This is a genomic window from Paraburkholderia sp. D15, assembly GCF_029910215.1.
GTDB lineage: Bacteria > Pseudomonadota > Gammaproteobacteria > Burkholderiales > Burkholderiaceae > Paraburkholderia.
On sequence record NZ_CP110395.1, the window covers coordinates 345,198 to 371,061 of the forward strand.

General features: G+C 63.3%; 22 protein-coding genes. 5 read left to right on the plus strand and 17 right to left on the minus strand.

What is annotated here, in order from left to right; genetic code table 11:
• Nucleotides 1-38: 38 nt before the first annotated feature.
• Nucleotides 39-1,922, minus strand: coding sequence for a bifunctional isocitrate dehydrogenase kinase/phosphatase (aceK, locus tag LFL96_RS01455; protein ID WP_280997217.1), 1,884 nt, complete (start codon nt 1,920-1,922; stop codon nt 39-41).
• Between the two features lie 13 nt (nt 1,923-1,935).
• Complete coding sequence (locus tag LFL96_RS01460) at nt 1,936-2,340, minus strand: MerR family DNA-binding transcriptional regulator (protein ID WP_280997219.1); 405 nt, start codon at nt 2,338-2,340, stop codon at nt 1,936-1,938.
• Nucleotides 2,341-2,549: 209 nt separating this feature from the next.
• Here LFL96_RS01460 and LFL96_RS01465 point away from each other — a divergent pair, with 209 nt between their 5' ends.
• Complete coding sequence (locus LFL96_RS01465) at nt 2,550-3,623, plus strand: MBL fold metallo-hydrolase (protein ID WP_280997221.1); 1,074 nt, start codon at nt 2,550-2,552, stop codon at nt 3,621-3,623.
• 55 nt (nt 3,624-3,678) lie between these two features.
• Here LFL96_RS01465 and LFL96_RS01470 read toward each other — a convergent pair whose 3' ends face one another.
• The 6 genes from LFL96_RS01470 to argS all read right to left on the minus strand — a co-directional run bounded on the left by LFL96_RS01470 (nt 3,679) and on the right by argS (nt 11,354).
• Entirely contained in the window at nt 3,679-4,893 is a 1,215-nt protein-coding gene (locus LFL96_RS01470) for a DUF3396 domain-containing protein (protein WP_280997223.1), read from the minus strand.
• Nucleotides 4,894-5,141: 248 nt separating this feature from the next.
• Nucleotides 5,142-6,728, minus strand: a complete 1,587-nt coding sequence (locus LFL96_RS01475; protein WP_280997225.1) for an ABC transporter substrate-binding protein — start codon at nt 6,726-6,728, stop codon at nt 5,142-5,144.
• Between the two features lie 370 nt (nt 6,729-7,098).
• Complete coding sequence (locus LFL96_RS01480; protein WP_280997227.1) at nt 7,099-7,872, minus strand: SDR family oxidoreductase; 774 nt, start codon at nt 7,870-7,872, stop codon at nt 7,099-7,101.
• Nucleotides 7,873-7,887: 15 nt separating this feature from the next.
• A complete protein-coding gene (locus LFL96_RS01485) occupies nt 7,888-8,526 on the minus strand; it encodes a thiol:disulfide interchange protein DsbA/DsbL (protein WP_281000862.1) in 639 nt (212 codons plus the stop codon).
• 175 nt (nt 8,527-8,701) lie between these two features.
• On the minus strand, nt 8,702-9,484 hold the full coding sequence (locus LFL96_RS01490) for an SPOR domain-containing protein (protein WP_280997229.1): 783 nt from the start codon (nt 9,482-9,484) through the stop codon (nt 8,702-8,704).
• Between the two features lie 79 nt (nt 9,485-9,563).
• Entirely contained in the window at nt 9,564-11,354 is a 1,791-nt protein-coding gene (gene argS, locus LFL96_RS01495) for an arginine--tRNA ligase (protein WP_280997230.1), read from the minus strand.
• Nucleotides 11,355-11,929: 575 nt separating this feature from the next.
• Here argS and LFL96_RS01500 point away from each other — a divergent pair.
• The gene (locus LFL96_RS01500; RefSeq protein WP_280997232.1) at nt 11,930-12,256 is read left to right on the plus strand and encodes a DUF1840 domain-containing protein; all 327 of its coding nucleotides are present in this window, start codon (nt 11,930-11,932) and stop codon (nt 12,254-12,256) included.
• 268 nt (nt 12,257-12,524) lie between these two features.
• Here the strand turns inward: LFL96_RS01500 and LFL96_RS01505 are convergent, their stop codons facing one another.
• The 9 genes from LFL96_RS01505 to LFL96_RS01545 form a co-directional block, all read right to left on the minus strand.
• Nucleotides 12,525-12,734 carry an acid-shock protein gene (locus LFL96_RS01505; protein WP_280997234.1) on the minus strand — a complete coding sequence of 70 codons (210 nt, stop codon included), beginning with the start codon at nt 12,732-12,734 and terminating at the stop codon, nt 12,525-12,527.
• A gap of 158 nt (nt 12,735-12,892) precedes the next feature.
• On the minus strand, nt 12,893-15,610 hold the full coding sequence (gene metH, locus LFL96_RS01510; protein ID WP_280997236.1) for a methionine synthase: 2,718 nt from the start codon (nt 15,608-15,610) through the stop codon (nt 12,893-12,895).
• A complete protein-coding gene (locus LFL96_RS01515) occupies nt 15,607-16,320 on the minus strand; it encodes a DUF4276 family protein (protein WP_280997238.1) in 714 nt (237 codons plus the stop codon). The genes metH and LFL96_RS01515 overlap by 4 nt, the downstream gene beginning before the upstream one ends.
• A complete protein-coding gene (locus tag LFL96_RS01520; RefSeq protein ID WP_280997240.1) occupies nt 16,320-17,402 on the minus strand; it encodes an AAA family ATPase in 1,083 nt (360 codons plus the stop codon). Before LFL96_RS01520 ends, LFL96_RS01515 begins: the two co-directional genes overlap by 1 nt.
• A gap of 33 nt (nt 17,403-17,435) precedes the next feature.
• Entirely contained in the window at nt 17,436-18,515 is a 1,080-nt protein-coding gene (locus tag LFL96_RS01525) for a homocysteine S-methyltransferase family protein (RefSeq protein ID WP_280997242.1), read from the minus strand.
• Between the two features lie 265 nt (nt 18,516-18,780).
• Nucleotides 18,781-19,038, minus strand: coding sequence for a DUF3567 domain-containing protein (locus LFL96_RS01530; RefSeq protein WP_144111157.1), 258 nt, complete (start codon nt 19,036-19,038; stop codon nt 18,781-18,783).
• A gap of 118 nt (nt 19,039-19,156) precedes the next feature.
• Nucleotides 19,157-19,945 carry an alpha/beta fold hydrolase gene (locus LFL96_RS01535; protein WP_280997247.1) on the minus strand — a complete coding sequence of 263 codons (789 nt, stop codon included), beginning with the start codon at nt 19,943-19,945 and terminating at the stop codon, nt 19,157-19,159.
• 195 nt (nt 19,946-20,140) lie between these two features.
• On the minus strand, nt 20,141-21,370 hold the full coding sequence (locus LFL96_RS01540; RefSeq protein ID WP_281000864.1) for a DUF3108 domain-containing protein: 1,230 nt from the start codon (nt 21,368-21,370) through the stop codon (nt 20,141-20,143).
• 24 nt (nt 21,371-21,394) lie between these two features.
• Nucleotides 21,395-22,318: an IclR family transcriptional regulator gene (locus LFL96_RS01545; RefSeq protein WP_280997251.1), complete on the minus strand. Its 924-nt coding sequence runs from the start codon at nt 22,316-22,318 to the stop codon at nt 21,395-21,397.
• A 115-nt stretch (nt 22,319-22,433) separates the two neighbouring features.
• Here LFL96_RS01545 and LFL96_RS01550 point away from each other — a divergent pair, with 115 nt between their 5' ends.
• From LFL96_RS01550 to LFL96_RS01560, 3 genes are all read left to right on the plus strand, one after another.
• Nucleotides 22,434-23,417 (plus strand): fumarylacetoacetate hydrolase family protein, encoded by a 984-nt coding sequence (locus tag LFL96_RS01550; protein ID WP_280997253.1) that lies wholly within the window; start codon nt 22,434-22,436, stop codon nt 23,415-23,417.
• Nucleotides 23,418-23,675: 258 nt separating this feature from the next.
• Nucleotides 23,676-24,848, plus strand: a complete 1,173-nt coding sequence (locus LFL96_RS01555; protein WP_280997255.1) for an ABC transporter substrate-binding protein — start codon at nt 23,676-23,678, stop codon at nt 24,846-24,848.
• Nucleotides 24,849-24,902: 54 nt separating this feature from the next.
• Complete coding sequence (locus LFL96_RS01560; RefSeq protein WP_280997257.1) at nt 24,903-25,805, plus strand: enoyl-CoA hydratase/isomerase family protein; 903 nt, start codon at nt 24,903-24,905, stop codon at nt 25,803-25,805.
• Nucleotides 25,806-25,864 lie beyond the last annotated feature (59 nt).

Here is a 25,864-nt window from a genome sequence, read left to right on the forward strand (position 1 = left end):
AGTGGTTTGATCGGCGCGTACTGGCGTGATGGCGCGGGTTAAGCGGTGCGCGCGCGAGGTTCGTCCGTCGGCGGGTTCGCCGCGTCAGGCGGGGACTGCGAGTTTTGCGATTGATGCGGTTGATGCAATCGATGTGTGGAAGAAGCGCTTGCGCCAAATCGCTCCGGGTAGCGCACGCAAAAGCGCGCGCTGTCGTCGTACGGGAAAAAGTCGGGCAACTCACCCTTCAGCAGATGATCCTTATGCCGCTGCCACAACGCGGGATCGAAAAAATCCGCGTGATGCTGCATGAACGAGCGGCGCACGCGCGGGTCGCCAAGCAGGAATGTGCCGTACGTCTCCGGGAAAATGTCGTGCGGACCGACCGAATACCACGGCTCGCCGGACATCTCGTCTTCCTCGTTACGCGGCGCCGGCACCGCGCGCACGTTGCAGTCGGTCAGGTATTCGATCTCGTCGTAGTCGTAGAACACGACGCGGCCATGACGCGTGACGCCGAAGTTCTTGTACAGCATGTCGCCCGGGAAGATGTTCGCCTGCATCAATTCCTTCACCGCGTTGCCGTATTCCTTGATGCCGTGCTCGACGTCGTCGTCGCTGCCGTTTTGCAGGAACAGATTCAGCGGCACCATGCGACGCTCGATATACAGGTGACGAATGATCAGATTGTCGCCCTCGTATTCGATCAGTGACGGCACTTCCTTTTCGAGTTCACGCACGAGCGCTTCGTCGAGACGCGAGAGCGGCAGCGCGACGCTCGAATATTCGAGCGTGTCGGCCATGCGCCCCAGGCGGTCGTGCCGTTTGACGAGCTGATACTTTTCCTTGATCTGCGCGCGCGTGGTTTCCTTCGGCGGCGGGAAGCTGTCCTTGATCAGCTTGAACACGTACGGAAACGACGGCAGCGTGAACACCAGCATCACGAGCCCCTTGATGCCGGGCGCGATGATGAACTGATCGCTCGAATGCGACAGATGGTGCAGCAGATCGCGATAGAACAGATTCTTGCCCTGCTTCTGCAGCCCGACCGACGTATAGATTTCCGCTTTCGGCTTGCCCGGCATGATGGTGCCGAGAAACTCCACATACGCGGACGGCACCTCCATGTCGACCAGAAAATACGAGTGCGAGAAGCTGAAGATGATCAGCAACTGGTCGCGCTTGAGCAGTACCGTATCGAGCGCGAGCAGGCCCGGTTTCACATGACGCAGCGGCACCGCGAACGGCAGCAGCAGATCGCCGTTGATGATCCGCCCGACGATATACGCCGACTTGTTCCGGTAGAACAGCGACGACAGCACGTGAATCTGGAAGTTGGGCGCTTCGTCGAACACGCCGAACGCGTCGTGGATGGTCTGCATCACGCAGTGCACGTCGCGCGACAGATCCTCGAATGGCGGCTCCAGCTGGAAGTTCGTGACGATGCGTTCGAGCGTCGCGGCGAGCCCGTCCTTGCCGGGGTAATACGCGCGATAGGTCGGCTTGGCGGCTGGCTCGTCGTTCTCGATGTACTCCGTCGAAATCGCCGGGCGCACGAAAATGAAATCGTTGTTGAAGTACGAGCGGTGCAGGATCTTGCAGCACACCGAGTTGAAGAAGGTTTCCGCGCACTCGGGCTGGCGGTGCGTGGTCAACAGGCCGATGTAGTGCAGCTTGATCTGCTGCCACACTTCGCCGTCGATATTCTCGGCGTCGTACTCGTCCTCAAGCAGTTCGACGCATTCGTCGACGCGTTCGTCGTACGAGGTGATGCGATCGCGCGCGAGCTTTTGCAGGCCGTGCCAGTCGGCCTGTTCGAACAGCGTCTTCGCGTGGATCGCGGCGTCGCGAAAGATCCGGTAGTGGCGGTCGAATCCTTCGAGCATGGTCTGCGCAAGGTCAAAGCCGATTTGCGACGACAGCAGTTTGGGGAAGTGATTCATGTCGACCGTCCAGTCACACAGGCTTGGCTTCTCGGGAGGTGTTTTCCAGCAGCGCACGCGCCTGCGCTTCGTACTGCGCGAGGTCTTCGAGCGTCGCGTTCAGATCTTCCAGTTGACGTTCGAGTACATCGCGATGGCGCGCCACCGTGGCGAGGAAGGCGTGCAGTTGCGGCACGGTGTCGGTCGGCGATTCGTACACGTCGAGCAGATCGCGAATCTCCGACAGCGTGAAGCCGAGCCGCTTGCCGCGCAGCGTGAGCTTGAGCCGCGTGCGGTCGCGGCTCGAATAGACGCGTCGCAAACCGCTCGATCCTTCGCGGCTTGGTGAGAGTAAACCCTGATCTTCGTAGAAGCGGATCGCGCGCGGCGTGACGTCGAATTCCCGTGCGAGCTCGGTGATCGTGTATTGCGTGTTCATCGGGCGCCCCGTGGCCAGGCAGAAAATCGGATTGAACGATAGAATCGACGTTTACGTTATCGTCAACTTGAGATCGACGCAACCGGTCCACGCAGCGGGTCCACGCAGCAGGTCCATGCAGCAGGTCAGCACAGGCAGGTCAACGCAACACCGCGTCCGGCATCGCACACCTCGCCATGCCGGACGATCGACGGAGGATGACACCCACAATGAATGCACTCGAACATCAACTCGATTACCCGTTCAACGACACCTTGCCGGAACCCGGCCATGCGCACGACGTCGCGCCGGGCGTGTTCTGGCTGCGCATGCCGTTGCCGTTCGCGCTGGACCACATCAACCTCTGGCTGCTGCGCGACGAGATAGACGGGCAGCAGGGCTGGACGGTGGTCGACTGCGGCATCACGTCTGACACGATCAAGCAGAACTGGGAGACGGTTTTCGATACGGTGCTGGACGGTTTGCCGGTGTTGCGCGTGATCGTCACGCATTGCCACCCGGACCACATCGGTCTCGCGCACTGGATTTGCGCCGGCGGCGACAAGGCGCGCTGGGACGTGCGATTGTGGATGACCCTCGGCGAGTACATGCAGGCGCGCGTGATGGCGGCCGGCGACGGTTCGAATGCGGGCGGCGAGGGCGCCGCGCGGCACTTTGCGCGGCATGGTGTGACCGACGAGGAGTCGCTCGACAAACTGCGCAACCGCAAGAGCTATTACGCGAGCCTGGTGCCGGCGATTCCTGGGCAGTACCGCCGGCTGCGCGAAGGGGACGGCGTGAAGATCGGCGGCAGGACGTGGCATGTGGTGACCGGCTTCGGTCATTCGCCGGAACACTGCGCGCTGCATTGCGAAGAGACGGGCGTGCTGATTTCGGGTGATATGGTGCTGCCGCGTATTTCGACGAACGTGTCGGTGTTCGATATGGAACCGGAGGGTACGCCGCTCGCGTTGTACCTGGAATCGTTAGGCCGTTACGAGACGATGGCGGAAGACACGCTGGTGCTGCCGTCGCACGGCAAGCCGTTCCGTGGCGTACGTACGCGGATCCGGCAGTTGCGCGAGCATCACGATGCGCGGCTTGCGGAAGTGCGCGAGGCGTGCGCGCAGCGGCCGCAAAGCGCGGCCGATATCGTGCCGCTGATGTTCAAGCGGCAACTCGACATCCATCAGATGACGTTCGCGATGGGCGAGGCGCTCGCGCATTTGCATCTGCTGTGGCTTGCGGGGGAGTTGACGCGGGAAGAGGGGGGAGATGGGGTGGTGCGGTTCAGGGCGGGGTGATTGCGCCGGTGAAGCGCGGCGCGCGGTCAGCCGGACGATCGGCTTAAAAGATCGATCAACGGGGCGGGCCGTCGTCGTAGCCCATCCCGTTAGGGACGGAAACATCGGTTAGCCCCATCGCTTTCCGTAGCCGGTGGAGATTCGCCGCGACAACGGCCTTGCTCTCCGTGACCTTTGGCGTCGCATGGAGTGCGTTCCAGCAGTCGAGGATCCTGTCTGCCGACGTGTCGAAACGTCGTAGCCACGCTTCTGACGCGACGTTGGTGTTCAGAAGCGGTGCGTTGCTGTCGAGCGTGCCGCTTTGAATGATGTCCATTGTCTCCGCGATGATGGGGCGCAGCGCAGCATTAAGCAGCACGTATGCGACGGGCGGCAACAGGCGCTGTCCCGATCCCGCGGATACGCCCGATTGCGGATCGATGCCGGCTTGAATGATCAGTCCACCGTCGCTCAACGGTTGACGCACATACCAGTCCGGCGGAAGCGCAAGCGACGTGGCACCCCCGCAGGTGTCCACGAGTTCCCTGTTCAGTGCGACGATCCAGTCCACCGTCTTGATCTTGCCGACGAGGTCGACCGCGCCGACACTCATCGGATCGCCGACGTCGATTCCCGGTCCATAGCGGCGGGAGAAGAAATACTCGCTTGCTTCGTTCGGCGCACGTCCCATCGGCGGTACGTTGATCGCGAGGCCCGCATGTCCGTGGACGGTCGGGAGCGCTTCGCAGCATGCGGCGAACAGTGCCTGGAAAACGCCGGGACGTTGATCGAGAAATGCTCGAGGCACCGTGAAATCGAGGACGTCCATGCCGCGATTGAGGTTGGCTTGCCAGGCCGCAGTCGTGAAAACGGCGAACTCGTAGAAGCCGGTTGCCAGCTTGTGGTCCGCGCTGGTCATCTGCACGACCAGCGCCTGATCGGCCGGAACGATTCTGGCGAGGCTATCGAGTTTTGGCGCTTTGTCGAGCGTCATGGGCGCTTCGCCCTCGCTGTAGAACCATGTCAGCGGTCCGTGTTTTGACGGATCTTTTCCTGCACGGGCTTCAAGTTCGTGGAAGTACTCATCGATCGCTGCGCGGTACTGCTCGAAACACTTCACCAGTGCGGCGCGTACCGCGGGCGTGTGGCCGTTCCGGAAATACACGACGCCACGTACCACTAGCGCCGCGCCCGTCACCCCCTTCCGGTATCCAGGCTCGTAGACGCCGAACGGCAATGTGTCCGCGCGTCGAGGGTCGGCGATCCAGTGTTTGATTTCGTCTTCTGTCATCTTCGCGAATGAAGCCAAAAATCGCTAAGGTTTGCTTGCCAATTAAATCTAGCACGACCAATCTCCGTAGGGCCATCCTGTCAGAGTTGCCAGTTTTCAAATACGGCCCGTCGATATCGTCGCGCTACGAACTGCTGACAACGGGACTCGCGTCGATCGACGCATGCCCGTTTCGAGCAAACAAAAAAAGCCCGATTGCCTTCCGGCAATCGGGCTTTTCAACTTTCAAACCAACAAACGGCCGCTTCCTACTGCACCGCCACCGTCCCAAAGTTCTGCCGACCAAACGGACTCACGTGATAACCGCTCACGTTCGTACGCGTAATCGCCGCGGCGGTTGGATAACCCAGCGGAATCCACAGCGCCTGATCGTGAATGATCTGCTGCGCGGCTTCATATGCCTTCGCGCGTTTTGCCTGGTCCGAGGTTGCCTTGCCGTCGGCGATCAGCTTGTCGAGATCCTGATCGCAGAAACGCGCGAAGTTGATGCCCGACTTCACCGCATTGCAACTGAACAGCGGCGACAGATAGTTATCCGGATCGCCGTTGTCGCCGGCCCAGCCCATGAACAGCGAATCATGCTGACCCTGCTTGGCCTGCTTGATCAACTCGCCCCATTCGATCACCTTCACATCCGCCTTCACACCGATCTTCGCGAAGTCCGCCTGCAACAACTCGGCGCCGGCCTTCGGGTTCGGATTCAGCACGCTGCCGTTCGGTCGTACCCAGATCGTCGTTTCGAAACCGTTCGGATAGCCCGCGTCGGCGAGCAGCTTCTTCGCCTTCACCGGATCGTACGGCCACGGCTTCACCGACTTGTCGTAGCTCCACGTATTCGGCGGATACGGGTTCACCGCCGCCGTGGCGGTGTTGTCGAACACGGTCTTCAGATACGTCGTGCGGTCGAACGACATGTTCAGCGCGGCACGCACCTTTTGATTATCGAGCGGCTTCTTCTGCGTGTTCAACGCGACGAATGCCGTCATGAACGCGGGCGTCTGCACGATCGCGAGTGACTTGTCGTTCTTCGCGTCGGCGAGATCCTGCGGCTTCGGCGACAACGCGATCTGGCATTCGCCGGCCTTGACCTTCTGCGCGCGCACCGTGGCGTCCGGCGTGATCGCGTAGATCAGGCGGTCGATCTTCGGCTTCGCTCCCCAGTAGGTCGGGTTCACGTCGTAACGGATCACCGCGTCTTTCGTGTAGCTCTTCAGTTCGAACGGACCGGTGCCGATCGGCTTCGCGTTCAGGTCGACCTGCTTGCCCGCCTTGAGCAACTGATCGGCGTATTCGGCCGAATAGATCGACGCGAAACCCATCGTCAGGATCGACACGAAGGTCGCGTCCGGTGCGTTCAGCTCGAATTTCACCGTGTTGTCGTCGACCTTGCTGATCGACTTGATGAGCTTCGGCAAGCCCATCGACTGCGCATGCGGGAAGCCGCTCGCGCCCGCTACCTTGTGCCACGGATTGCTGTCGTTGAGCATGCGGTCGAACGTGAAGACGACGTCGTCGGCATTCAGCGCGCGAGTGGGCTTGAAGTAGTCGGTGGTCTGGAATTGCACGTTCGGACGCAGATGGAACGTGTAGGTGAGCCCGTCGGCGCTCACATCCCACTTGTCGGCCAGCGACGGCACCACTTTCTTCGCGGCCTCGTCGTACGAGACCAGCGAGTTGAAGATCACGTCGGCCGACGCATTGGTCGTGACGAGCGAATTGAACTGCACGACATCGAAGCCGTCGGGGCTGGACTCGGTACAGACGGTCAGCGGTTTGGCGAGCACGAGCGCAGGCGCCGTGAACAGTACGGCGGCTGCGAGCAGTTTGAAGCGCATAGGATCTCCCATAACGAGCGCAGTCAGGCAGTGCGTCTGGTGGTGTGGTTGTGTTCCGTCGACGGGGACGGCCAGCGTGGCCGCTGTCTTTATTGTGATACGTTTCCGGCGCTGGCGCATCGGGCGGTCGATCGGACGACGCCGCCTTTGGCGCGGGTGAGCCTGCGCGAAAGCTTATCGAAGGGTCGTTGTGGCGACAACAACTTAATCCGCATATCCATATGGAGCGGACGGGTTGCGGTGCCGGAGATGGGCGAAGGCGTGTGAGGCGAAGCGGTGCGGGTAGTGCAAAAGGCGGGGCAAAGCGAGGCAGTAATCGAGGCGCAAAGCGAAATAAAAAGCGGCGCAAAAAGCGCCGCACACGTTTCGCTTACTCGGTAGCCGCGCGCGGTTTGCGCGGCGCGCGTTCGAATGCGCGGTCATAGAGCCAGCGCGGCGCCACGTGCAGCAGCATCGCGACGATACGCATCTGCCAGGGGAACACCGCGAAGGCCGTCCGGCGTTCGACCGCATCGGCCACCTTCGACGCGAAGCGATCGGCGTCCATCAGGAACGGCATGGTGTACGGGTTGTGATCGGTCATCGGCGTGCGGATGTAGCCGGGCGCGATCGTCACCACGCCGACGCCGTGCGGCCGCATTTCGACGCGCAACGCTTCCAGATACTTCAGCGCCGCCGATTTCGACGCGCTGTACGCGCCCGAACCCGGCAAGCCGCGCACGCTCGCGACGCTGGCAATACCCACCAGCGTGCCCTTGCGCGCAGCGACCATCGCGGCCGCGAACGGCTCGAAGGTGGCGACCATGCCGAAGTAATTGATGTCCATCACTTCGCGGAACGTGCGCAGATCGCCGTGGCCGGTAACCGCGCCGCGGCTGATGCCGGCATTGGCGATCACCACGTCCGGCAGACCATGTTCGGCGATGAATTGCGCGGCGGCCTCGGCGAGTGCCTCGGCGTCGCGCACATCGACGGAATAGACGGAGACGGTGTTCTGGGGATGGGACTGCTGGAACGCGGCGAGCGCGTCGCCGCGCCGGGCGACGAGGCCGAGAATCGCGCCGCGCCGCGCATATTCGTCGGCGAGCGCGAGGCCGATGCCGCTGGAGGCGCCGGTAATGAAAACCTTCAAGGCAGAGTGCATGCCGGCGCCTCGCACTTACATCTTCTTCGCGCGGACTTGCGCGACCAGGTAGTCGAGCACCTGGAGCGTGCCCGGCAGGCTGTTGGTCTGCGCCGGGCCGGTTTCATACTTGCCTTGCACGGCCAGGGTCGGCACGCCGTCGATCTTGTAGTCGTCCAGCAGCTTCTTGTCTTTCTGCAGCGCGCTTTGCGTCGAGAACGAGTTGTACGCGTCCATGTACTTCTTCGGATCGACGCCGTTCTTCGAGAGGAAGGCGGCCTGCGATTCCGGCGTCAGCAGATAGTCCTTGTTGACGTGGATTTCGTGGAAAACGGTCGGCGTGAGCTGTTGCGCGAGGCCGAGTGCGTCGAGCGCGTGGAACATCTTCGAATGCGGGATGAAGTCGTCGCGGAAGGCGACCGGCACGCGCTTGAACACCACATCCGGGCCTTGCTTCTTGATCCACGCTTCGAGGTACGGGTCGAATTCGTTGCAATGCGGGCAGCCGTACCAGAAGAACTCGGTGACTTCGATCTTGCCGGCCGGCACGTCGGTGGGCTGCGGGGTGCCCAGCACGGTGTAGTCCTTGCCGGCGACCGGCGCGGACGGCGATGCATGAGCCGTGGCGGCGACCAGGCCCAGCGAAAGGAACAGAATACTCAGCAGTTTTTTCATGTCGTGTTGACCCAGGTAGGCGATGAAGCGGCGGCGCCACGCAATGCCCGCTACCGCTTTTTTCAATGTCGGCGTTCTCGACGCCTTTCGACGTCCCGCGTGTCGGTGACACGCGCCGCACGCCGAAGGTTCGGCGGCGGCGCGTTCCGGTCAGGCACGCGGATTTATAGTTGGCTTATTGCTTCGTGAAACGGATCACTGCGGTATCCACGCCCGCGTCGGACAGACGCTGACGGCTCGAATTCATATCTTCGAATTTCGAGAACGGTCCGATCCGCACGCGATAGTACGTCACACCGCCCGCATCGCGCTGCGTGACCTTCGACTCGAAACCCTGGAATGCGAGACGCGCGCGCTGCTGCTCGGCATCGGCGGCGGTCTTGTAGGCGCCGACTTGCAGGAAGTAGCCGGTGTTCGCGTCGCCCGGCGCCGGTGCCGTGGCCGGCGCCGCGCCGGAGCCCGGCTTCGCGTTGGCGGTCGTGGTGTTGGCGGCCGGTGCGCTGGTGGCCTGCGGCTTCTTCGCCGGCGTGTTGTTCGCGACGGTGCCGTTGTCCTGCGCGGGCTTCGGCGCGACCGCCGTGCCGTTGTTCGCGCCGTTGGCACCATTAGCGGCGGGCGGCACTTCGACGATCTGCGGCTCTTCGAGCATGCCCGACTGCGTCTGCGAGTTGGTCTGGCCCGGCGCCGTGTTGGGCGGCGCCGGCTGCGCGGCTTGCGGCACCGGCTGGCCCGGCGTCTTGCCTTGCAGCGGACGGTTCGGATCGTATTGCGCCTGGCTCGCGTTCGAGTCCGACGCCGCGGGCGGCGCCACCTTCGAGACGAATGGCGTAGGCGCACGGGTGATATACAGCGCCACCACTACCGCGATCGCAAGGCCGACGATCAGGCCCAGCACGATGCCGAGAAACGTGCCCCCGGTTTGTTTCGATTGCTTTGTTGTGCGGCGTGGTTTTGCCATCGTATGAATCACCTGCGAAAAGAATCCTGGAACGGCCGTCGATTATAACGACGGCCGCATGCATGTTGCGCCGGAGGACTTACATCTTGACGGGAGCGGAGACGCCGATCGTCGCGAGACCGTTGGCCAGCACTTGACGCGTGGCCGCGAGCAGTGCGACGCGGGCATTGCGCTCGGCCGCATCGTCGACCAGCACGCGCTCGGCTCTGTCATTGTAGAACGAGTGGAATTCCCCGGCGAGGTCGCGCAGGTAGAACGCGACCGCGTGCGGCGCGAGTTCGTCGGCCGCGTGCTGCAGCATGTCCGGGAATTCGGCGAGCTTGTTCAGCAGCGCCATCGCGCGTTCGCTCGTGAGCGGCGCGACATCCACGCTCGCCAGCGTGCTTTCGTCGGTGTTGTAGCGTGCCTTGCATTCGGCGATCACCGAGCAGATCCGCGCGTGCGCGTATTGCACGTAGTGGACCGGGTTCTCGTCGTTCTGCTTCAGCGCGAGGTCGATGTCGAACACGAATTCCGTATCCGCCTTGCGCGAGATCAGGAAGAAGCGCACGGCGTCGCGGCCGCGGCGGATCGTTTCCTCATCGATCAGATCGACCGCGGCTTCCGAGCCCGGCGTCGCGCCGCCCGACCATTCGATCAGGTCGCGCACCGTCACGTAGCTGCCCGCGCGCTTGGAGATCTTGACCTCCTCGCCGTTGCGCATGACCGTGACCATCTTGTGCAGGATGTAGTCGGGGTAGCCCTTCGGAATGCCGATGCCGAGACCTTGCAGGCCGGCGCGCACCCGCGCGATCGTGCCGTGGTGGTCCGAACCCTGAATGTTGATGACCTTGGTGAAGCCGCGCTCCCACTTGGCGACGTGATACGCGACGTCCGGCACGAAGTACGTGTACGTGCCGTCGGTCTTGCGCATCACGCGGTCTTTGTCGTCGCCGTCGTCGGTGGTGCGCAGCCACAGCGCGCCTTCCTGTTCGTAGGTCTTGCCGGCGGCGACCAGCGCCTCGATGGTCTTCTCGACCCGGCCTTCCGTGTACAGCGACGACTCCAGGTAGTACTGGTCGAACTTCACGCCGAACGCCTGCAGGTCCATGTCCTGCTCGCGGCGCAGGTACGCGACCGCGAAGCGGCGGATCGATTCGAGATCCTCGACGTCGCGCGCGGCGGTGACCGGCTCGCCGTCGCTCGCCGCGACGGTGGCGCCGTCCAGATAGTCCTTGGCGATCTCGGCGATGTATTCGCCGTTGTACGACGATGCCGGCCAGCCCGCGTCGTCGGGGGTGAGCCCGCGCGCGCGCGCCTGGGTGGACAGCGCGAGCGTCTGGATCTGCACGCCGGCGTCGTTGTAGTAGAACTCGCGATGCACGTCCCAGCCCTGCGAGGCGAGCACGTTCGACAGCGCGTCGCCGAGCGCGGCCTGGCGGCCGTGGCCGACGTGCAGCGGACCGGTCGGATTGGCCGACACGAACTCGATCAGCACGTGCTTGCCGGCATCGCGTTGCGAGCGGCCGAACGCCTCGCCCTCGGCGAACACGGCGGCGATCACCGCCTGTTTGGCGGCGGCGGACAGACGCAGGTTGATGAAGCCCGGGCCGGCCACTTCGGCGGCATCGATCAAGCCCTTGGCCTGCGGCTGCGCGAGCAACGCGTCGACAATCTGTTGCGCGAGCTGGCGCGGATTCGCGCGCAGCGGCTTGGCGAGCTGCATCGCCACGTTGCACGCGACGTCGCCGTGCGCGGCGACCTTGGGACGTTCGAGCGTGATGGTCGGCGACACGAAGGCGGCTTCGCTAGCGCCTTGGGTGGCTTGGACGACCTGCTTCACCGTGTCGGCGAGCAGTGTTTCGAGGGTCTGTTTATGTGCGGGCAGCATGCTTGTTGCGAGTCCAGTGAGGCAATCCGGTGATGCGGGAGAGGCCGGCCGCGCGGCAGGCGCGGCTGGTCCGTCGGAAGCGTGGAAAAGCGGCGCGGCGCCCGGTGCGGCGGCGAGGCGCTGCCGGCTGTCGGCGCGCTGTCAGGCACGTTGCCTGCAACGCAGACGAGTGCGATGCATGACGATGCATGACGGCGAAGGGCGACGAGCGATGCGATCAGACACGACGCGACTCGACCTCGCTCGACGTCATCTGAAGCAAGATGCCGCCGATTCGCCGCAGGTCCGCCGACGTGCCGCGTAGCGCTTGCCGGCGTGCTCACCGTAGCGGCAGGCAACGCCGCGCGGGATGCCGGCGAGCCGTCCGGCTGGCGTTCATCGTGCTTCGCCGCGCGTGGCCAGATGCGGCACGCTTTTCCGTTCAGACGGATTTTAGCAGGTGCTAATATGTTCAATGAGATGCCCGGCAAGGGCCGTGGCCGCCAAGCCTGACCGGCGAGTCAACGTAACGCGCGGCGGCGCTGCTTTCGCGCAGCCGACACGCTAATCCAACATAACCAGAAAAGGGAACAGTCATGTTGATTACTTTCAAATGCCGCGCCGCTCCAGACGTGATGATGCTGGAGAATCTCGCCCAGTACCTGGTGGGTATCGTCGGCAAGCGTCTGGGTGAACGAGGCGTCATTACTCACGACGAACTCGGCCCCGCGATCACCAAACTCGAAGAAGCCATCCACGTCGACAAGCAGGAACGCGCGGAGCACGACGGCCATTTCCACGAAGGCGAAGACGGTCACGAGCATCACGAGATTCCGCCGGGACTCGCGCAGCGCGCGTACCCGTTCCTCGACATGCTGCGCGCGGCGCAGAAAGAAAACGCGGATATCGTCTGGGGACTGTGAGGTCGTCTGCGCCGGGGCCGGATCGACGGCCGAGGCGCTCGCTTCGCTATTAGCTTGGCGGGTCAAGGCGGACGCCACGACGCGCCGCCGCCTGCGAGTGTGCGGATGCGGCCGGTGCATGCGGCGCCTGATCCGGCGCGCAACACTCGCCAAAGACCATAAGAATAGCGATGCACCAATGAAAAGAGCCCGCTCAAAAAAGCGGGCTCTTCTGTTTCTGGAAGCCGGCGCGAACCGGCTTGCCGTGCATCACGGCATCGACAGCGGCTTACTGGCTGGCCGCGTCTGCCGGCGCGGTGGCGGGAGCCGACGCACCCTTCTTCACTTTGGCCTTCTTCGGCTTCTTGACATGCTTCGCGGTGGGCGGCGAATACGAGCTCACCGCGCTGGCACCGGCGGGAGCCGCCGGCTGGGCCAGCGCGACCGAAGCACCTGCGGCCAGCGAAACAGCAGTCAACAACAGCGTCAGCTTCTTCATACGTTTCTCTCCGTCGACGATTGCAATTTGGATAAGCCGACGCGTTTTGGCCGCGTCTGGCGGGGTAAGACTAAATCAGTCTACAAAGCCGAAAATTACACCGCCGCAAATATTCAGTCTTTCAGAGCCGATATAGGGGATTTCCCGCCACACGCCACTTACAGCAAGGGTGCCAGCGCCCGCTGCGCGTCCGTTTCCGACAACGCCATGCGTTTTGCGTAGTCCGCGAGCTGATCCTGAGCAATCTTGCCGACCGAGAAATAGGTGCTGTCCGGATGCGCGAGGTAGAAGCCCGACACGCTCGCCGCCGGCAGCATGGCCAGCGACTCGGTCACGCTCATGCCGATCTCGCCGGCCTGCAGCACGTCGAACATGTCGCGCTTGACCAGATGGTCCGGGCAGGCCGGATAACCGGGCGCCGGGCGGATGCCGCGATACTTCTCGGCGATCAGATCGTCGTTCGACAGGGTTTCGGCGTTCGCGTAGCCCCACAGGTCGCGCCGCACGCGCGCATGCATCGCTTCGGCGAAGGCTTCGGCGAAGCGGTCGGCGAGTGCCTTCAGCATGATCGCGCTGTAGTCGTCGTGATCCTTCTCGAACTGCTTTTCCTTCACGTCGACGCCCAGACCCGCCGTGACCGCGAACATGCCGATGTAGTCGGCCACGCCCGATTCCTTCGGCGCGATGAAGTCCGCGAGCGAGCGGTTCGGGCGCATCACGCCGTCCACCACCGGGCGCACGCTCTGCTGACGCAGGTTGCGCCAGGTGAGCGCGACTTCGGAGCGCGATTCGTCGGTGTAGATTTCGATGTCGTCGTCGTTCACCGTGTTGGCCGGCAGCAGCGCGATCACGCCGTTGGCCTGCAGCCAGCGGCCCTGGATCAGGCGCGCGAGCATCGACTTGCCGTCGGAGAACACGCGGCGCGCCGATTCACCGACGATCTCGTCGTTCAGGATCGCCGGGTAAGGACCGGCCAGATCCCAAGTCTGGAAGAACGGTCCCCAGTCGATGTAGTTCGCCAGTTCGTTCAGATCATAGTTCTTGAACATGCGCCGGCCGATGAACTTCGGCTTGACCGGCTGATAGCTCGCCCAGTCCACCTTGGTCTTGTTCGCGCGGGCTTCGGCGAGCGTGACCATCGGCGTGGCCTTGCGGTTCGCGTGCTGGTCGCGGATGCGGTCGTAATCGGCTTTCAGATCGTCGAGATATTTCGCCGCGCCTTCGTCGGACAGCAGGCTCGACGCCACCGACACCGAACGCGACGCGTCCGGCACGTACACCACCGGCCCTTCGTAATGCGGCGCGATCTTCACCGCCGTGTGCACGCGCGACGTGGTCGCGCCGCCGATCAGCAGCGGAATCTTCTTGATGCGGAAGTGATCGTCGCGTTGCATTTCGGACGCGACATAGGCCATTTCCTCGAGACTCGGCGTGATCAGACCCGACAGGCCGATGATGTCCGCGCCTTCGACCTTCGCCTTCGCGAGAATCTCGTTGCACGGGACCATCACGCCCATGTTGACCACTTCGAAGTTATTGCACTGAAGCACCACCGACACGATGTTCTTGCCGATGTCGTGCACGTCGCCCTTGACGGTCGCGATGACGATCTTGCCTTTCGCGCGCACGTCGCCGCCGGCCGCGGCCAGTTGCTTCTTCTCTTCCTCGATGAACGGGATCAGATGCGCGACCGCCTGCTTCATCACGCGCGCCGACTTCACGACCTGCGGCAGGAACATCTTGCCCTGACCGAACAGATCGCCGACCACGTTCATGCCATCCATCAACGGACCTTCGATCACGTTGATCGGCCGGCCGCCGGCCGCGGCAATTTTCGCGCGCACCTCTTCGGTATCTTCGACGATGAAGTTGGTGATGCCGTGCACGAGCGCGTGCGACAGACGCTTCTCGACCGGCTGGTTGCGCCATTCGAGGTTTTCTTCCTTCTTCGCGGCGCCGGTCTTGAACTTGTCGGCGATTTCGAGCAGACGGTCGGTGCCGTCTTCACGGCGATTCAGCACCACGTCTTCCACGCGTTCGCGCAATTCCGGGTCGAGGTCGGCATACACGCCGAGCTGGCCCGCGTTGACGATGCCCATGTCCATGCCGGCCTGGATCGCGTGATACAGGAACACGGTGTGGATCGCCTCGCGCACCGGGTCGTTGCCGCGGAACGAGAACGACACGTTGGACACGCCGCCGCTCACCTTCGCGTACGGCAGGTTCTCCTTGATCCAGCGCGTCGCGTTGATGAAGTCGACCGCGTAGTTGTTGTGCTCTTCGATACCCGTGGCGATCGCGAAGATGTTCGGATCGAACACGATGTCTTCCGGCGGGAAGCCGACTTCGTTCACGAGGAAGTCGTACGAGCGCTTGCAGATCTGCGTCTTGCGTTCGAACGTGTCGGCCTGGCCTTGCTCGTCGAACGCCATCACGACGGCGGCCGCGCCGTAGCGGCGAATCAGGTTCGCGTGATGGCGGAAGGCGTCTTCGCCTTCCTTCAGCGAGATCGAGTTGACGATCGCCTTGCCTTGCACGCACTTCAGGCCCGCTTCGATCACGTCCCACTTCGACGAGTCGATCATGATCGGCACGCGCGCGATGTCCGGCTCCGACGCGATCAGGTTCATGAAGCGCACCATGGCCGCTTTCGAGTCGAGCATGGCTTCGTCCATGTTGACGTCGATGACCTGTGCGCCGTTTTCGACCTGCTGGCGTGCGACTGCGATCGCGTCGTCGAACTGATCGTTCAGGATCATCCGCGCGAACGCTTTCGACCCGGTCACGTTGGTGCGTTCACCGACGTTGATGAAAAGCGTACCGGAGGTGACGTTGAACGGCTCGAGGCCGGAGAGGCGCATGGTGTGATCGGTCATGGCGTTAACTCAAGATTTGCAGTGTTTGTGCGCGCGGCGACTAGAGATGGCAGCGTTGCGATTCGGTCGTACCACTGGCGGAAATGCGGACATTCAGCGCGAATCCTGTCCAGTCCGATTTTGTCCGCGGCGACTGGCCCATGACGGACTTTGCGATATCGGGGACGCAGGCGTTCGAGCCGTTTGGACGGCGCCGTCTGCGGTGAATCGTTGATCCACTCGGGGTTTTCCACGTTAGCTCTAGCTACCTCGAGTGGGGCCAACTGATTGCGCCATTCGGGTTCGACATCGGCTAGTCGTGCGACATTGGAAAAAAGCAGTGATTCGAATTCGTGTGGCTGTACATGAGCGATCAAGCGCTCCGGACGGCACTGCGCCACTGCGACGATATCCTCGTGAAGCAGATTTTCGATAAGCGCGGCGCGCTCGGCAGGTTCCAGTCCGGCCGATGCTGCGACGCCGCGAAACGAGTTATCGAGCCCATACAGGTCGAATAGCGTCGTCACGTAAGTGTCCGTTCGTTCGCTCAACGTGTTCGCCAAAAAGCGCTGCGCACGGTCAAGATTGAGCGCGCCGCCGGCCTGGATTCTCGACGAATTGATCAGACGGGGAGTGGCGTAAATCTCGTTGATGGCCAGAACAGGCGCAAGAACATTGCGCACGAACGTTTCCTCCGTCTGACCTTCGCCGACAACGATCAATTCGACCATTACGCAGGCCTCCCGCCCAATACATTCTGCTTCCACAGATCGCCAAGCGAATAGTCGTCGAGCCAGCCTCGCAACTGTGTTGCGTCGAGACGGCGGAATGTGGATGCGTCGTCTTTGCGGTCCACGACGATGACATCCTCCGGCTCCATGTTGTCCAGTAATTCGACCGATTGCGTCGAGACGATCAATTGCTTTTGCTCGGCCGCACGTTTCAGTAAGTCAGCAAGCAGGTTGATCGCATACGGGTGCAGACCCAGTTCTGGTTCGTCGATCAGGATTGTCGCGGGCATTAGTTCCCAAGGCTGAAGCAATAGCGTGCTCAGACAGATGAACCGAAGCGTGCCATCGGAAAGCGCGTGCGCTGTGAATGGCGTGTCAGGGTCGCCGCGCTCGGTCCATTCGAGTTGAATCTTCGACGACGGATTGGTGCGAAATACGAAATCGTTGAAGAACGGTGCCACAAGACGGATCGTATCGACGATCAAACGGTAGTTTTGCCCATGCTCGACTTGGAGCATACGGAGATACGCGGCGAGATTCGCGCCGTCGACTTTCAGGCGAAGCGTGTCATTGGTGTCATGAAATTGCTTGACTTTCGCTCGTTCACCCGTGTCGTGGAAGTGATAGACGCGAGTACCTTCAAGCGCGGCTGCGATGTAGGGGTGACGATGCTCTTCTGCAATCAGTTTGAGCCTCGACTCAGGCGTATTGCCAAGTGTTCCACCGACGCTGTCGTTTCCGTCCTCAAACCTGAATTGCTCTTCGGCAAAGATGAGCCGATTGTCGGTTGTCGGCACAAGATTGAACTCGTAACAATCCTGGTCGCTGAACTGGAGTTGAGCGTAAATCTCGTCCGTTGCCTTCCGGGAAAAGTGCATTAGCGCATCCGGTCCGCCTTGTGTCTGAACGTATAGCTGAAGACGTTCTTCGTACATCTCGGCCAGCATCCGGAACAAACCGATGAAGTTCGACTTGCCGGCGCCATTGGCGCCGATCAAAACGTTCAGATTGCGCAATTCGAGGTCGCGCAACTCACGTATTGACTTGAAACCTGCAATCGTCAGTTTGGTGATGCCAGCCATTGTTAAATTCCCGGTTATCGCGCGCCGACACGATCAAGCTGTTTCAGTATCGGTTTCCCGATAGTTCGCCCACATGCGCGGCTTGATGTCGGCCAGTGCCTGCGCGATCGCCGCAATATGCTCCGGCGTCGTGCCACAGCACCCGCCGGCGAGATTCACCAGCCCGGCCTGCGCAAACTCCTTCAGCAAGCCCGACGTATCGGCCGGCAATTCATCGAAGCCCGTGTCGCTCATCGGGTTCGGCAAACCGGCGTTCGGGTAGCACGACACGTAGGTATCGCAAAGCTTCGCCAGTTCCGCGATGTACGGGCGCATCAGCGCCGCACCCAATGCGCAGTTCAAACCGAAGGTCAGCGGTTTCGCGTGGCGCAGCGAGTTCCAGAATGCCTCGACGGTTTGTCCCGACAGAATGCGGCCCGAGGCGTCGGTGACGGTGCCCGAGATCATGATCGGCAGACGCTCGCCGGTGTCCTCGAACAGTTCGTCCAGCGCGAACAGGGCGGCCTTCGCGTTCAGCGTGTCGAAGATCGTCTCGACGAGGAACAGGTCGGCGCCGCCGTCGAGCAATGCCTTGGCCTGCTCGTAGTACGCGTCGCGCAGTTCGTCGAACGTCACGTTGCGCGCGCCCGGGTCGTTCACGTCGGGCGAAATGCTCGCGGTCTTCGGCGTCGGGCCGATCGCGCCGGCGACGAAGCGCGGCTTGTCGGGCGTCGAATACTTGTCGCAGGCGGCCCGCGCGAGTTTCGCCGATTCGAGGTTCATCTCGATGGCCAGCGCTTCCATCCCATAGTCGGCCTGGGCGACGGTCGTCGCGCCGAACGTGTTGGTCTCGATGATGTCCGCGCCCGCCGCGAGGTACTGCTCGTGAATCTCGCTGATGATCTGCGGCTGCGTGATCGACAGCAATTCGTTGTTGCCCTTGATGTCGCGGCCGTAGTCCTTGAAACGCTCGCCGCGGTAACGCGCCTCGTCGAGCTTGTAGCGCTGGATCATCGTGCCCATTGCGCCGTCCAGAATCAGGATGCGCGCCTTGAGCAGCGCGGGCAGCACCGCCCCACGCGTATAGGCGGCTTCAGGGCGGACTGGCGTGGCGGTTTGAGCAGGCTGGTTCATGGCGGACAAAGGCTTGCGCCGGGATTGGCGGGAAACCTTGCATTGTAGCCGTTGCGGCGCGGACCCGCCGATGGTGGCCGGTGCCCCAAAAGAAAACGGTCCAGCAAGCCATCAGCGTGCTGAACCGTTTCATGAACTGCCGACCGCTTTGCGAAAACCGCCGGGTGGGCCGTGTACTGACTGACTTTCTTGCCCGGACGGTGCGGTCGAATGGTCGCCAACAACCTTGAACCGAACCTCGCGCCTCGCGACGCTGAGTGAAGACTTAGTGAAGAATCACCGGTTGCTGCATCAGACTATCGAACTGCCCGAGGAATTCGTCTACCTCATCCAGCGACGGTTCCTCTTCGATCAGCTTCTGCACGTGCTCGCGAAACCGCGCCGCCATTGCACCGTCAATGTAGATTTCACGCTGCATGTTTTTGTCGACGATCTCGTAGCCACCCGACTTCATGGCCAGCAGACCTTCCTGCGGCGGAAACTCGACGACACAATAGTTGGGGCTGTTGTAGATCATTTGCATGGCGACACTCCTTATTTCCGTTGGCTCCTGGCCATTCCTGCGCCATAGGTTGGAGCTTGTGGTTGGAATTCAAGGGGTGGGTCCGGATTGACGCTCGTAAAGATTCCGAACCTACCGGTTAGACCGGCCTTTCGAGAAACGTTTCAAGCAGTGCAGCAAAACGGTGAGATTGTTCGATGGGCGCGAGATGAGCGGCATCGAGCAGTTCGAAACGTGCGCCTCCGATGGCGTCTGCTATTGCCTGCGTTGCAGCAGGCGGCGTGCCTGTGTCGTGGCGGCCCGCCACGGTCAATGTTGGGCAACGGATGGTTCCCAGCTTACTGCGTACATCGAAATCGCGCAGCGCTTCGCATGCCATGGCGTAGCCTTCCGGCAACGTCTGGCCGAATACTTCGCGAATGGGCTCGACGGCTTCCGGGTGCGCGTGCTGAAAGTCGGTCGTCAGCCAGCGGCCCATGGTCGAGTCCAGCAGTGCGGACATGCCGTCCTGGCGTACGCTCGCGGCACGCTGGTCCCATAGCGCGCGCGCTTCGGGCGGCGTGCCGCCGCTCGTATCGGCGAGCGTGATCGTATCGACGCGCGACGGGTGGTCCAGCGCGAACTGCTGCGCGATCATGCCGCCCATCGACATGCCGACCAGATGGGTGCTGGGCGCGCCGAGCGCATCGAGCAGTGTGACGAGGTCATGTGACAGATCGGCAATGGTGAACGGCTCGCGCGACGCGGCGGTCCTGCCGTGACCGCGCAGGTCGTAGCGCAGCACGGTGTAGTCGTCGCGGAAATAGCCGGCGAGTTGATCCCAGACGGACAGATCGCCGCCCAACTGATGGACGAACGTCAGCCATGGGCCGCCGCCCTCGTTGCTCAGTACGTAGCGTGTGTCGATTCCGTTGATGTTCACTTGCATGCGGGCTCCTTGAAGGGGTCGCAGTGGAAGGATCCGTTCGCACGCGCCGCGGGGAGTCGATGGGCGCCGATCAGCGTCGACCTCGCCGCTGATCGATATACGCGGCAATCGCGCGAACGGTTGCAACTGTGTGTGCGAGTCGGCCTGGCGGTGGAAGTTTCGCCGATTCGCCGAGACCTTACTCGGAGGCGGGTCTTAGGGTTTGACGATGGCGGATGCGCTATCGGGCGCGCTGTCCGGGGCCGGCCCTGAGGCGCCGTCGGCATTGTCCAGGTTGAGCTTGCCGCGCCACATCAACTCGAATTGCGTGCCGTTCGGTTCTGTCTGAACGATGCGCGCGGGCAGCCAGCCAAGTGACGGCGCGAGCCACACGTCGATGCGGCGCAGGTCGCCGTCATGACGCGGCAGGCGTTTGAAATGGCGCGTGTCGAGAAAACCCTGGGCGGTGCGGATGGTTTCGTCGCCGATCGTCTCGATCGGCCAGTTCTCGCCGCTGTCGTTATCCACGACGAAGAACTGCCGCGTCACGCCAGGCTTGTACGCGGCGGGATCGCCGCGCACCAGGCTCGCGAGTTGCATCACCATGCTGAAGCGGTCCTGCGCGCCGTCGGGCAGCGGCAAGGTGGCCGGTGTCTTCGTGAACGCGATCTGCCGGTCGGTGCGGTTGAAGATGGCAATGTCTTCCGCGCGATGCCCGCGCTTTTCGATGTACTGGTCCGGCGCGAGACCGAAGGCGTCGATGCGTCCGTGGCTCGAATACACGAACGTGCCGACGAACGGCAGCGGCACGGACACGATCATCTCGTAGCCCTGCGCGTTGCTGGTCCAATGAATCGTGCCAGGCTGGTTGCGTACGCCGTTGTAGAACGTGTCGTATTCGAGGTCGCCGGATGGCGGCACCGAGAACTTCACGCCGGGCGACGCGTGCGGCGCGCTCGCGGCCGACGGGGCGCTGGCCGTACCGGTTCCCGTCGCGCCTGCCTTGGCGGCGTTCGCGCTGGTGGCGGACGCCGGGGACGCCGCATCGGGCGCGCTCGCCGCATCGGTTGCGCTCGCCGCCTCCGCCGACGCCGGCACGACGGGCGCCGCCGCCTGCCTGGCCGGCTGCAACGCGGTCAACACATGCGCGCGCGGCTTGCTGGGTGCGGTACGCGGCGCGGGTGCCGGCGTCGGGGCGCCCGCACGCGGCGCTGCCGCTGGATTGCGTTCGATACGCTCGGGCGTCAGCAGCGCGACCTGCACCGGAATACGCGCGTTGTCCGACGAATTCAACGTCGCGCGATGACGCTCGACCCATTGCCCGGCGATCCAGTGCAGCACCGCCACCACCAGCAGCACCGCGATCCACCGTGCCGCCCGCAACGCGCGGCGCGGCTCGCCGGAGGGCGTGCGATCGGAACGGGATGAAGCGGGGGCGGAAGTTATCGGCATCGTTACGGAATTGCGAGCCTAGCGCGGCGTCGCACTGTACCCCAACTCGTACGAGAGTTTGTGCGCGCAATCGCGCAGCGCCGTGTCGATTTCGCCGCCCCAGCGGATATCGAACACGCCTTCGTGACCCAGCGCGACGAGACCCAGCGCGAGATCGCCGGTCGAGTCGAATACCGGCATGCAGAACGCGTGGATGGTCGGCAGCAACATGCCTTCCACTCGCGCCGCCTGATGTTGCCGCACCTGCGCCAGCACGCGCTCGACTTCCTCGCGCGTGCGCGGGCCACCCAGATGCGCGGCGTGGCGCGCATCGGCGAGTTCGCGTTCGAGCATCGCGCCGGTTTTGCTGGCCGGCAGGTAAGCGGCGAACAGCAGGCCGGTGGCCGAACTGAGCAGCGGCATGACATCGCCGAGTTTCAGCGAGGCCTTCGCGGGATGGCTCGACTCCATCCAGTGGACCATCGTCGCTCCCTGATTGCCCCACACCGCGATGCCGACCGTCAGATCGAGCCGGTCGCGCAACTCCGCGAGCGCAATACGCGCAAGCTTGACGCCGTCGACTCGCGCCAGCCGCGCGAGCCCGAGTTGCAAGGCGAAGCCGCCGAGCTCGTAGCGGCCGGACAGCGCGTCCTGCGCGACCACGCCGAGACGCAGAAAACTCACCAGATAACGGTGTGCCTTCGCCGGACTCATGCCCGCGCGTTGCGCGAGATCGCGCAGCATCATCGCGCGTGGTTCGTTGGTCAGCACTTCAAGCAGACGGAAGCCGACTTCGATCGACTGGATGCCCGAGCGCAGTTTTTCCTCACCGGCTTCGCCGCCTTCCCCAGCGTCGCCGCTTTCGGCGAGATCGGCGAGGTTGCCGTTTTCGTCGTCGGTGTCGAGCAGTTCGGTGGAACCGGAACCGGATGGGATCGCGCCGGGGCGGGCAGTTCGAGGCATGAGCAAGGCGCGCGAAGCGCATCGAGAAGAAGGGAAGCCGCCGCCACTTGGGCCGCGCCGATTCACCATCGTAGAATAGATTCCTTCTATCGTCACTAAACCGGCTCACTCCCCTATGAAACTTGCCACGCTGAAGGACGGCACGCGCGACGGCCAACTGATCGTCGTGTCCCGCGACCTGCACACCGCGGCCATTGCCGACGCGATCGCGCCCACCATGCAGCGCGTGCTCGACGACTGGACCTTCTACGCGCCGCAATTGCAGGACCTGTACGACGCGCTCAATCAGGGCCGCGCACGCAACAGCTTTGCGTTCGATGCGAAAGACTGCATGGCGCCGCTGCCGCGCGCGTTCCAGTGGGCCGACGGTTCGTCGTACGTGAATCACGTCGAACTGGTGCGGCGCGCGCGCGGCGCGGACATGCCGCCGGAATTCTGGACCGATCCGTTGATGTACCAGGGCGGAAGCGACGACTTCATCGGCCCGAAGGACGACGTCACGTGCGCGTCGGAAGACTTCGGCATCGACTTCGAAGCGGAAGTCGCGGTGATCACCGCCGATGTGCCGATGGGCGCGACGCCCGACCAGGCGCTGCGCGGCGTGCGTCTCGTCACGCTCGTCAACGACGTGTCGCTGCGCAATCTGATTCCCGCCGAACTCGCGAAGGGCTTCGGCTTTTTCCAGAGCAAGCCGGCGACCTCGTTCGCACCGGTCGCCGTCACGCCGGACGAACTCGGCGAACATTGGCGCGAAGGCCGCGTGCATCGACCGATGATCGTTCATTGGAACGGCAGGAAAGTGGGCCAGCCGGACGCGGGCACCGACATGGTGTTCCATTTCGGCCAGTTGATCGCGCACGCGGCGAAGACGCGCAATCTGCGCGCGGGCGCGATCGTCGGGTCGGGCACCGTGTCGAACAAGGATGCGAAACGCGGCTACTGCTGCATCGCCGAGAAGCGTTGCCTCGAGACCATCGAGCACGGCGCGCCGCAAACGGAGTTCATGAAGTACGGCGACACGGTGAAGATCGAAATGTTCGACGAAGCGGGCAAGTCGATTTTCGGTTCGATCGATCAGGCGATCGCGCCGCTGGAGTAACGCTGGAACGAGCGCGCCGCTCGCGAAAGGGTTTCGCCCGATGCCGCCGGCCTGACGCGCCGCTACACTGATCGGCGCGGCGGCAGGCCCGGGGTGGCGGCTGCCTGGTTCGGGCGTCGGGCCTCGCTATCCGTCCGGCGCCGGATCGGCAGCTCATCTGCGCCATCACCTCGACAACGAAAACCAATGTGAGGAGACAGCATGCCGCGATTCGTATCCCTGACTGCCCGCAGATCCGCTAAGTCCCGCAAATCCCGCATGTCCCGCACGCCGCGCAAGTCGCTTGGAGCCGCCGCGCTGTGCGCCGCGCTTGCCGCTTGCGCGTTGCCCGTCACGGGCTTTGCCCAGGTCAAGATCGGCCTCGTGCTGTCGTTGACGGGACCGGCCGCGTCGCTCGGCATTCCCGCGCGCGATACGGTCACGCTGCTGCCGAAGCAGATCGGCGGCCAGGCCGTCGAGTATGTGGTGCTCGACGACGCGTCCGATACCACGCAGGCCGTGCAGGACACCAAGAAGCTGATTTCCGAGAATCACGTCGATGCGATCATCGGTTCGTCGATCACCCCGAACTCGCTCGCGATGATCGACGTGGTCGCCGAAGGCGAAACGCCGATGATCTCGCTGGCGTCGTCGGCGAAAATCATCGAACCCGTGGATGCGAAACGTCACTGGGTCTTCAAGACCCCGCAGACCGACGCGATGATGGCCTCCGCGATCGCCGAGCATGCGAGCGCGCACAACGTGAAGACGATGGCGTTCATCGGCCAGGCCGACGCGCTTGGCGAGACGTTCTACGCCGAAGTCGCGAAGTTCGCGCAACTGCATCACATCGACATGGTGGCGAGCGAGCGCTTCAATCGCACCGACCCGAGCGTGACCGGCCAGATCCTCAAGATTCTCGCGACGCATCCCGATGCGGTCGTGGTCGGCGCGGCCGGCACGCCCGCCGCGCTGCCGCCGAAAACGCTGCGGGAACGCGGCTACAAGGGGCTGATCTATCACAATCATGGCGTCGGCAATAACGACTTCCTGCGCGTGTGCGGCGCCGATTGCAACGGCACCTTCCTGCCCGCGAGTCCGGTGCTGGTGGCCGCGCAATTGCCCGCCGATCATCCGGCGAAGCGTCTCGCGCTCGACTACATCGCGCGCTTCGAGGCGTTGCGCGGACCGGGCAGCGTGTCGGCGTTCGGCTCCTACACGTGGGACGCGGGCATGCTGCTCAACCATGCGGTGCCGATCGCGCTGAAAGCCGGCGCGCCGGGCACGCAGGAGTTCCGCCGCGCATTGCGCGACGCGCTCGAAGCGACGCGCGGACTGGCGGACACCAATGGCGTGGTCAACATGAGCACCACCGATCACCTCGGCCTCGATCAGCGCGCTCGCGTGATGGTCGAGATCAGCAACGGCAAGTGGGTGTATCAGCCGCGTTAAACGAACTATCGCGAACTATCAGTCAGGTTTCAGGCCAGTCACGGATTGCACATCATGTCTCAAGCACCGCACACATCGCACGATTCGCACGCCAATGACGCGTACTACGCGCGCTACGAGTCGCTGCAACTGCATCGCCATCCGCATGGCGTGCTCGAAGTCGTGATGAACGGCGCAGGCGCGAACAAAAGCGGCCTCGCCACCGCCGACGCGCGGATGCATTACGAACTCGCCGAAATCTGGCGCGACATCGACCGTGATCCCGAGACACGTGTCGCGATCATTCGCGGCGAGGGCAAGGGCTTTTCGGCGGGCGGCGATCTGCAACTGGTCGAAGACATGGCGACCGATTTCGACGTGCGCGCGCGGGTGTGGCGCGAGGCACGCGATCTGGTCTACAACGTGATCAATTGCAGCAAGCCGATCGTCTCGGCGATGCACGGTCCGGCGGTCGGCGCGGGACTCGTCGCGGGGCTGCTCGCGGATATTTCGATCGCGGCGAAGACGGCGCGCATCATCGACGGTCATACGCGGCTGGGCGTCGCTGCCGGCGATCACGCGGCGATCGTGTGGCCGCTGTTGTGTGGCATGGCGAAGGCCAAGTACTACCTGATGCTGTGCGAGCCGGTGAGCGGCGAGGAGGCGGAGCGGATCGGCCTCGTCTCGCTCGCCGTCGATGAAAACGATCTGCTGCCCAAGGCGTTCGACGTCGCACGCAAACTCGCCGACGGTTCGCAGACGGCGATCCGCTGGACCAAGTACGCGCTGAATAACTGGCTGCGTTCGGCGGGGCCGGCGTTCGATACGTCGCTGGCACTGGAGTTCATGGGCTTCGCCGGGCCCGACGTGCGCGAAGGCGTGAAGTCGCTGCGCGAGCGGCGCGCGCCGGATTTCGGCGCGGCTGATCCGTGGACCGGCGATGCGCGACCGACGGGCGGCCGGGATGGCGATGCATGAGCGGCTGACGCGCGTCTTGCGGCGTCTCTGACACTCCTGACAGGCGCTTCCGGCACATG

Excerpts from the sequence above, each read along its gene's own strand:
- LFL96_RS01480 (WP_280997227.1), bottom strand. The coding sequence starts at position 7,872 with ATGCACTCTGCCTTGAAGGTTTTCATTACCGGCGCCTCCAGCGGCATC.
- LFL96_RS01475 (WP_280997225.1), bottom strand. The coding sequence starts at position 6,728 with ATGCGCTTCAAACTGCTCGCAGCCGCCGTACTGTTCACGGCGCCTGCG.
- LFL96_RS01505 (WP_280997234.1), bottom strand. The coding sequence starts at position 12,734 with ATGAAGAAGCTGACGCTGTTGTTGACTGCTGTTTCGCTGGCCGCAGGT.
- LFL96_RS01500 (WP_280997232.1), top strand. The coding sequence starts at position 11,930 with ATGTTGATTACTTTCAAATGCCGCGCCGCTCCAGACGTGATGATGCTG.
- LFL96_RS01470 (WP_280997223.1), bottom strand. The coding sequence starts at position 4,893 with ATGACAGAAGACGAAATCAAACACTGGATCGCCGACCCTCGACGCGCG.
- LFL96_RS01465 (WP_280997221.1), top strand. The coding sequence starts at position 2,550 with ATGAATGCACTCGAACATCAACTCGATTACCCGTTCAACGACACCTTG.
- LFL96_RS01525 (WP_280997242.1), bottom strand. The coding sequence starts at position 18,515 with ATGAACCAGCCTGCTCAAACCGCCACGCCAGTCCGCCCTGAAGCCGCC.
- LFL96_RS01545 (WP_280997251.1), bottom strand. The coding sequence starts at position 22,318 with ATGCCTCGAACTGCCCGCCCCGGCGCGATCCCATCCGGTTCCGGTTCC.
- LFL96_RS01560 (WP_280997257.1), top strand. The coding sequence starts at position 24,903 with ATGTCTCAAGCACCGCACACATCGCACGATTCGCACGCCAATGACGCG.
- aceK (WP_280997217.1), bottom strand. The coding sequence starts at position 1,922 with ATGAATCACTTCCCCAAACTGCTGTCGTCGCAAATCGGCTTTGACCTT.
- LFL96_RS01550 (WP_280997253.1), top strand. The coding sequence starts at position 22,434 with ATGAAACTTGCCACGCTGAAGGACGGCACGCGCGACGGCCAACTGATC.
- LFL96_RS01530 (WP_144111157.1), bottom strand. The coding sequence starts at position 19,038 with ATGCAAATGATCTACAACAGCCCCAACTATTGTGTCGTCGAGTTTCCG.
- LFL96_RS01520 (WP_280997240.1), bottom strand. The coding sequence starts at position 17,402 with ATGGCTGGCATCACCAAACTGACGATTGCAGGTTTCAAGTCAATACGT.
- LFL96_RS01490 (WP_280997229.1), bottom strand. The coding sequence starts at position 9,484 with ATGGCAAAACCACGCCGCACAACAAAGCAATCGAAACAAACCGGGGGC.
- metH (WP_280997236.1), bottom strand. The coding sequence starts at position 15,610 with ATGACCGATCACACCATGCGCCTCTCCGGCCTCGAGCCGTTCAACGTC.
- argS (WP_280997230.1), bottom strand. The coding sequence starts at position 11,354 with ATGCTGCCCGCACATAAACAGACCCTCGAAACACTGCTCGCCGACACG.
- LFL96_RS01535 (WP_280997247.1), bottom strand. The coding sequence starts at position 19,945 with ATGCAAGTGAACATCAACGGAATCGACACACGCTACGTACTGAGCAAC.
- LFL96_RS01485 (WP_281000862.1), bottom strand. The coding sequence starts at position 8,526 with ATGAAAAAACTGCTGAGTATTCTGTTCCTTTCGCTGGGCCTGGTCGCC.
- LFL96_RS01515 (WP_280997238.1), bottom strand. The coding sequence starts at position 16,320 with ATGGTCGAATTGATCGTTGTCGGCGAAGGTCAGACGGAGGAAACGTTC.
- LFL96_RS01555 (WP_280997255.1), top strand. The coding sequence starts at position 23,676 with ATGTCCCGCACGCCGCGCAAGTCGCTTGGAGCCGCCGCGCTGTGCGCC.
- LFL96_RS01460 (WP_280997219.1), bottom strand. The coding sequence starts at position 2,340 with ATGAACACGCAATACACGATCACCGAGCTCGCACGGGAATTCGACGTC.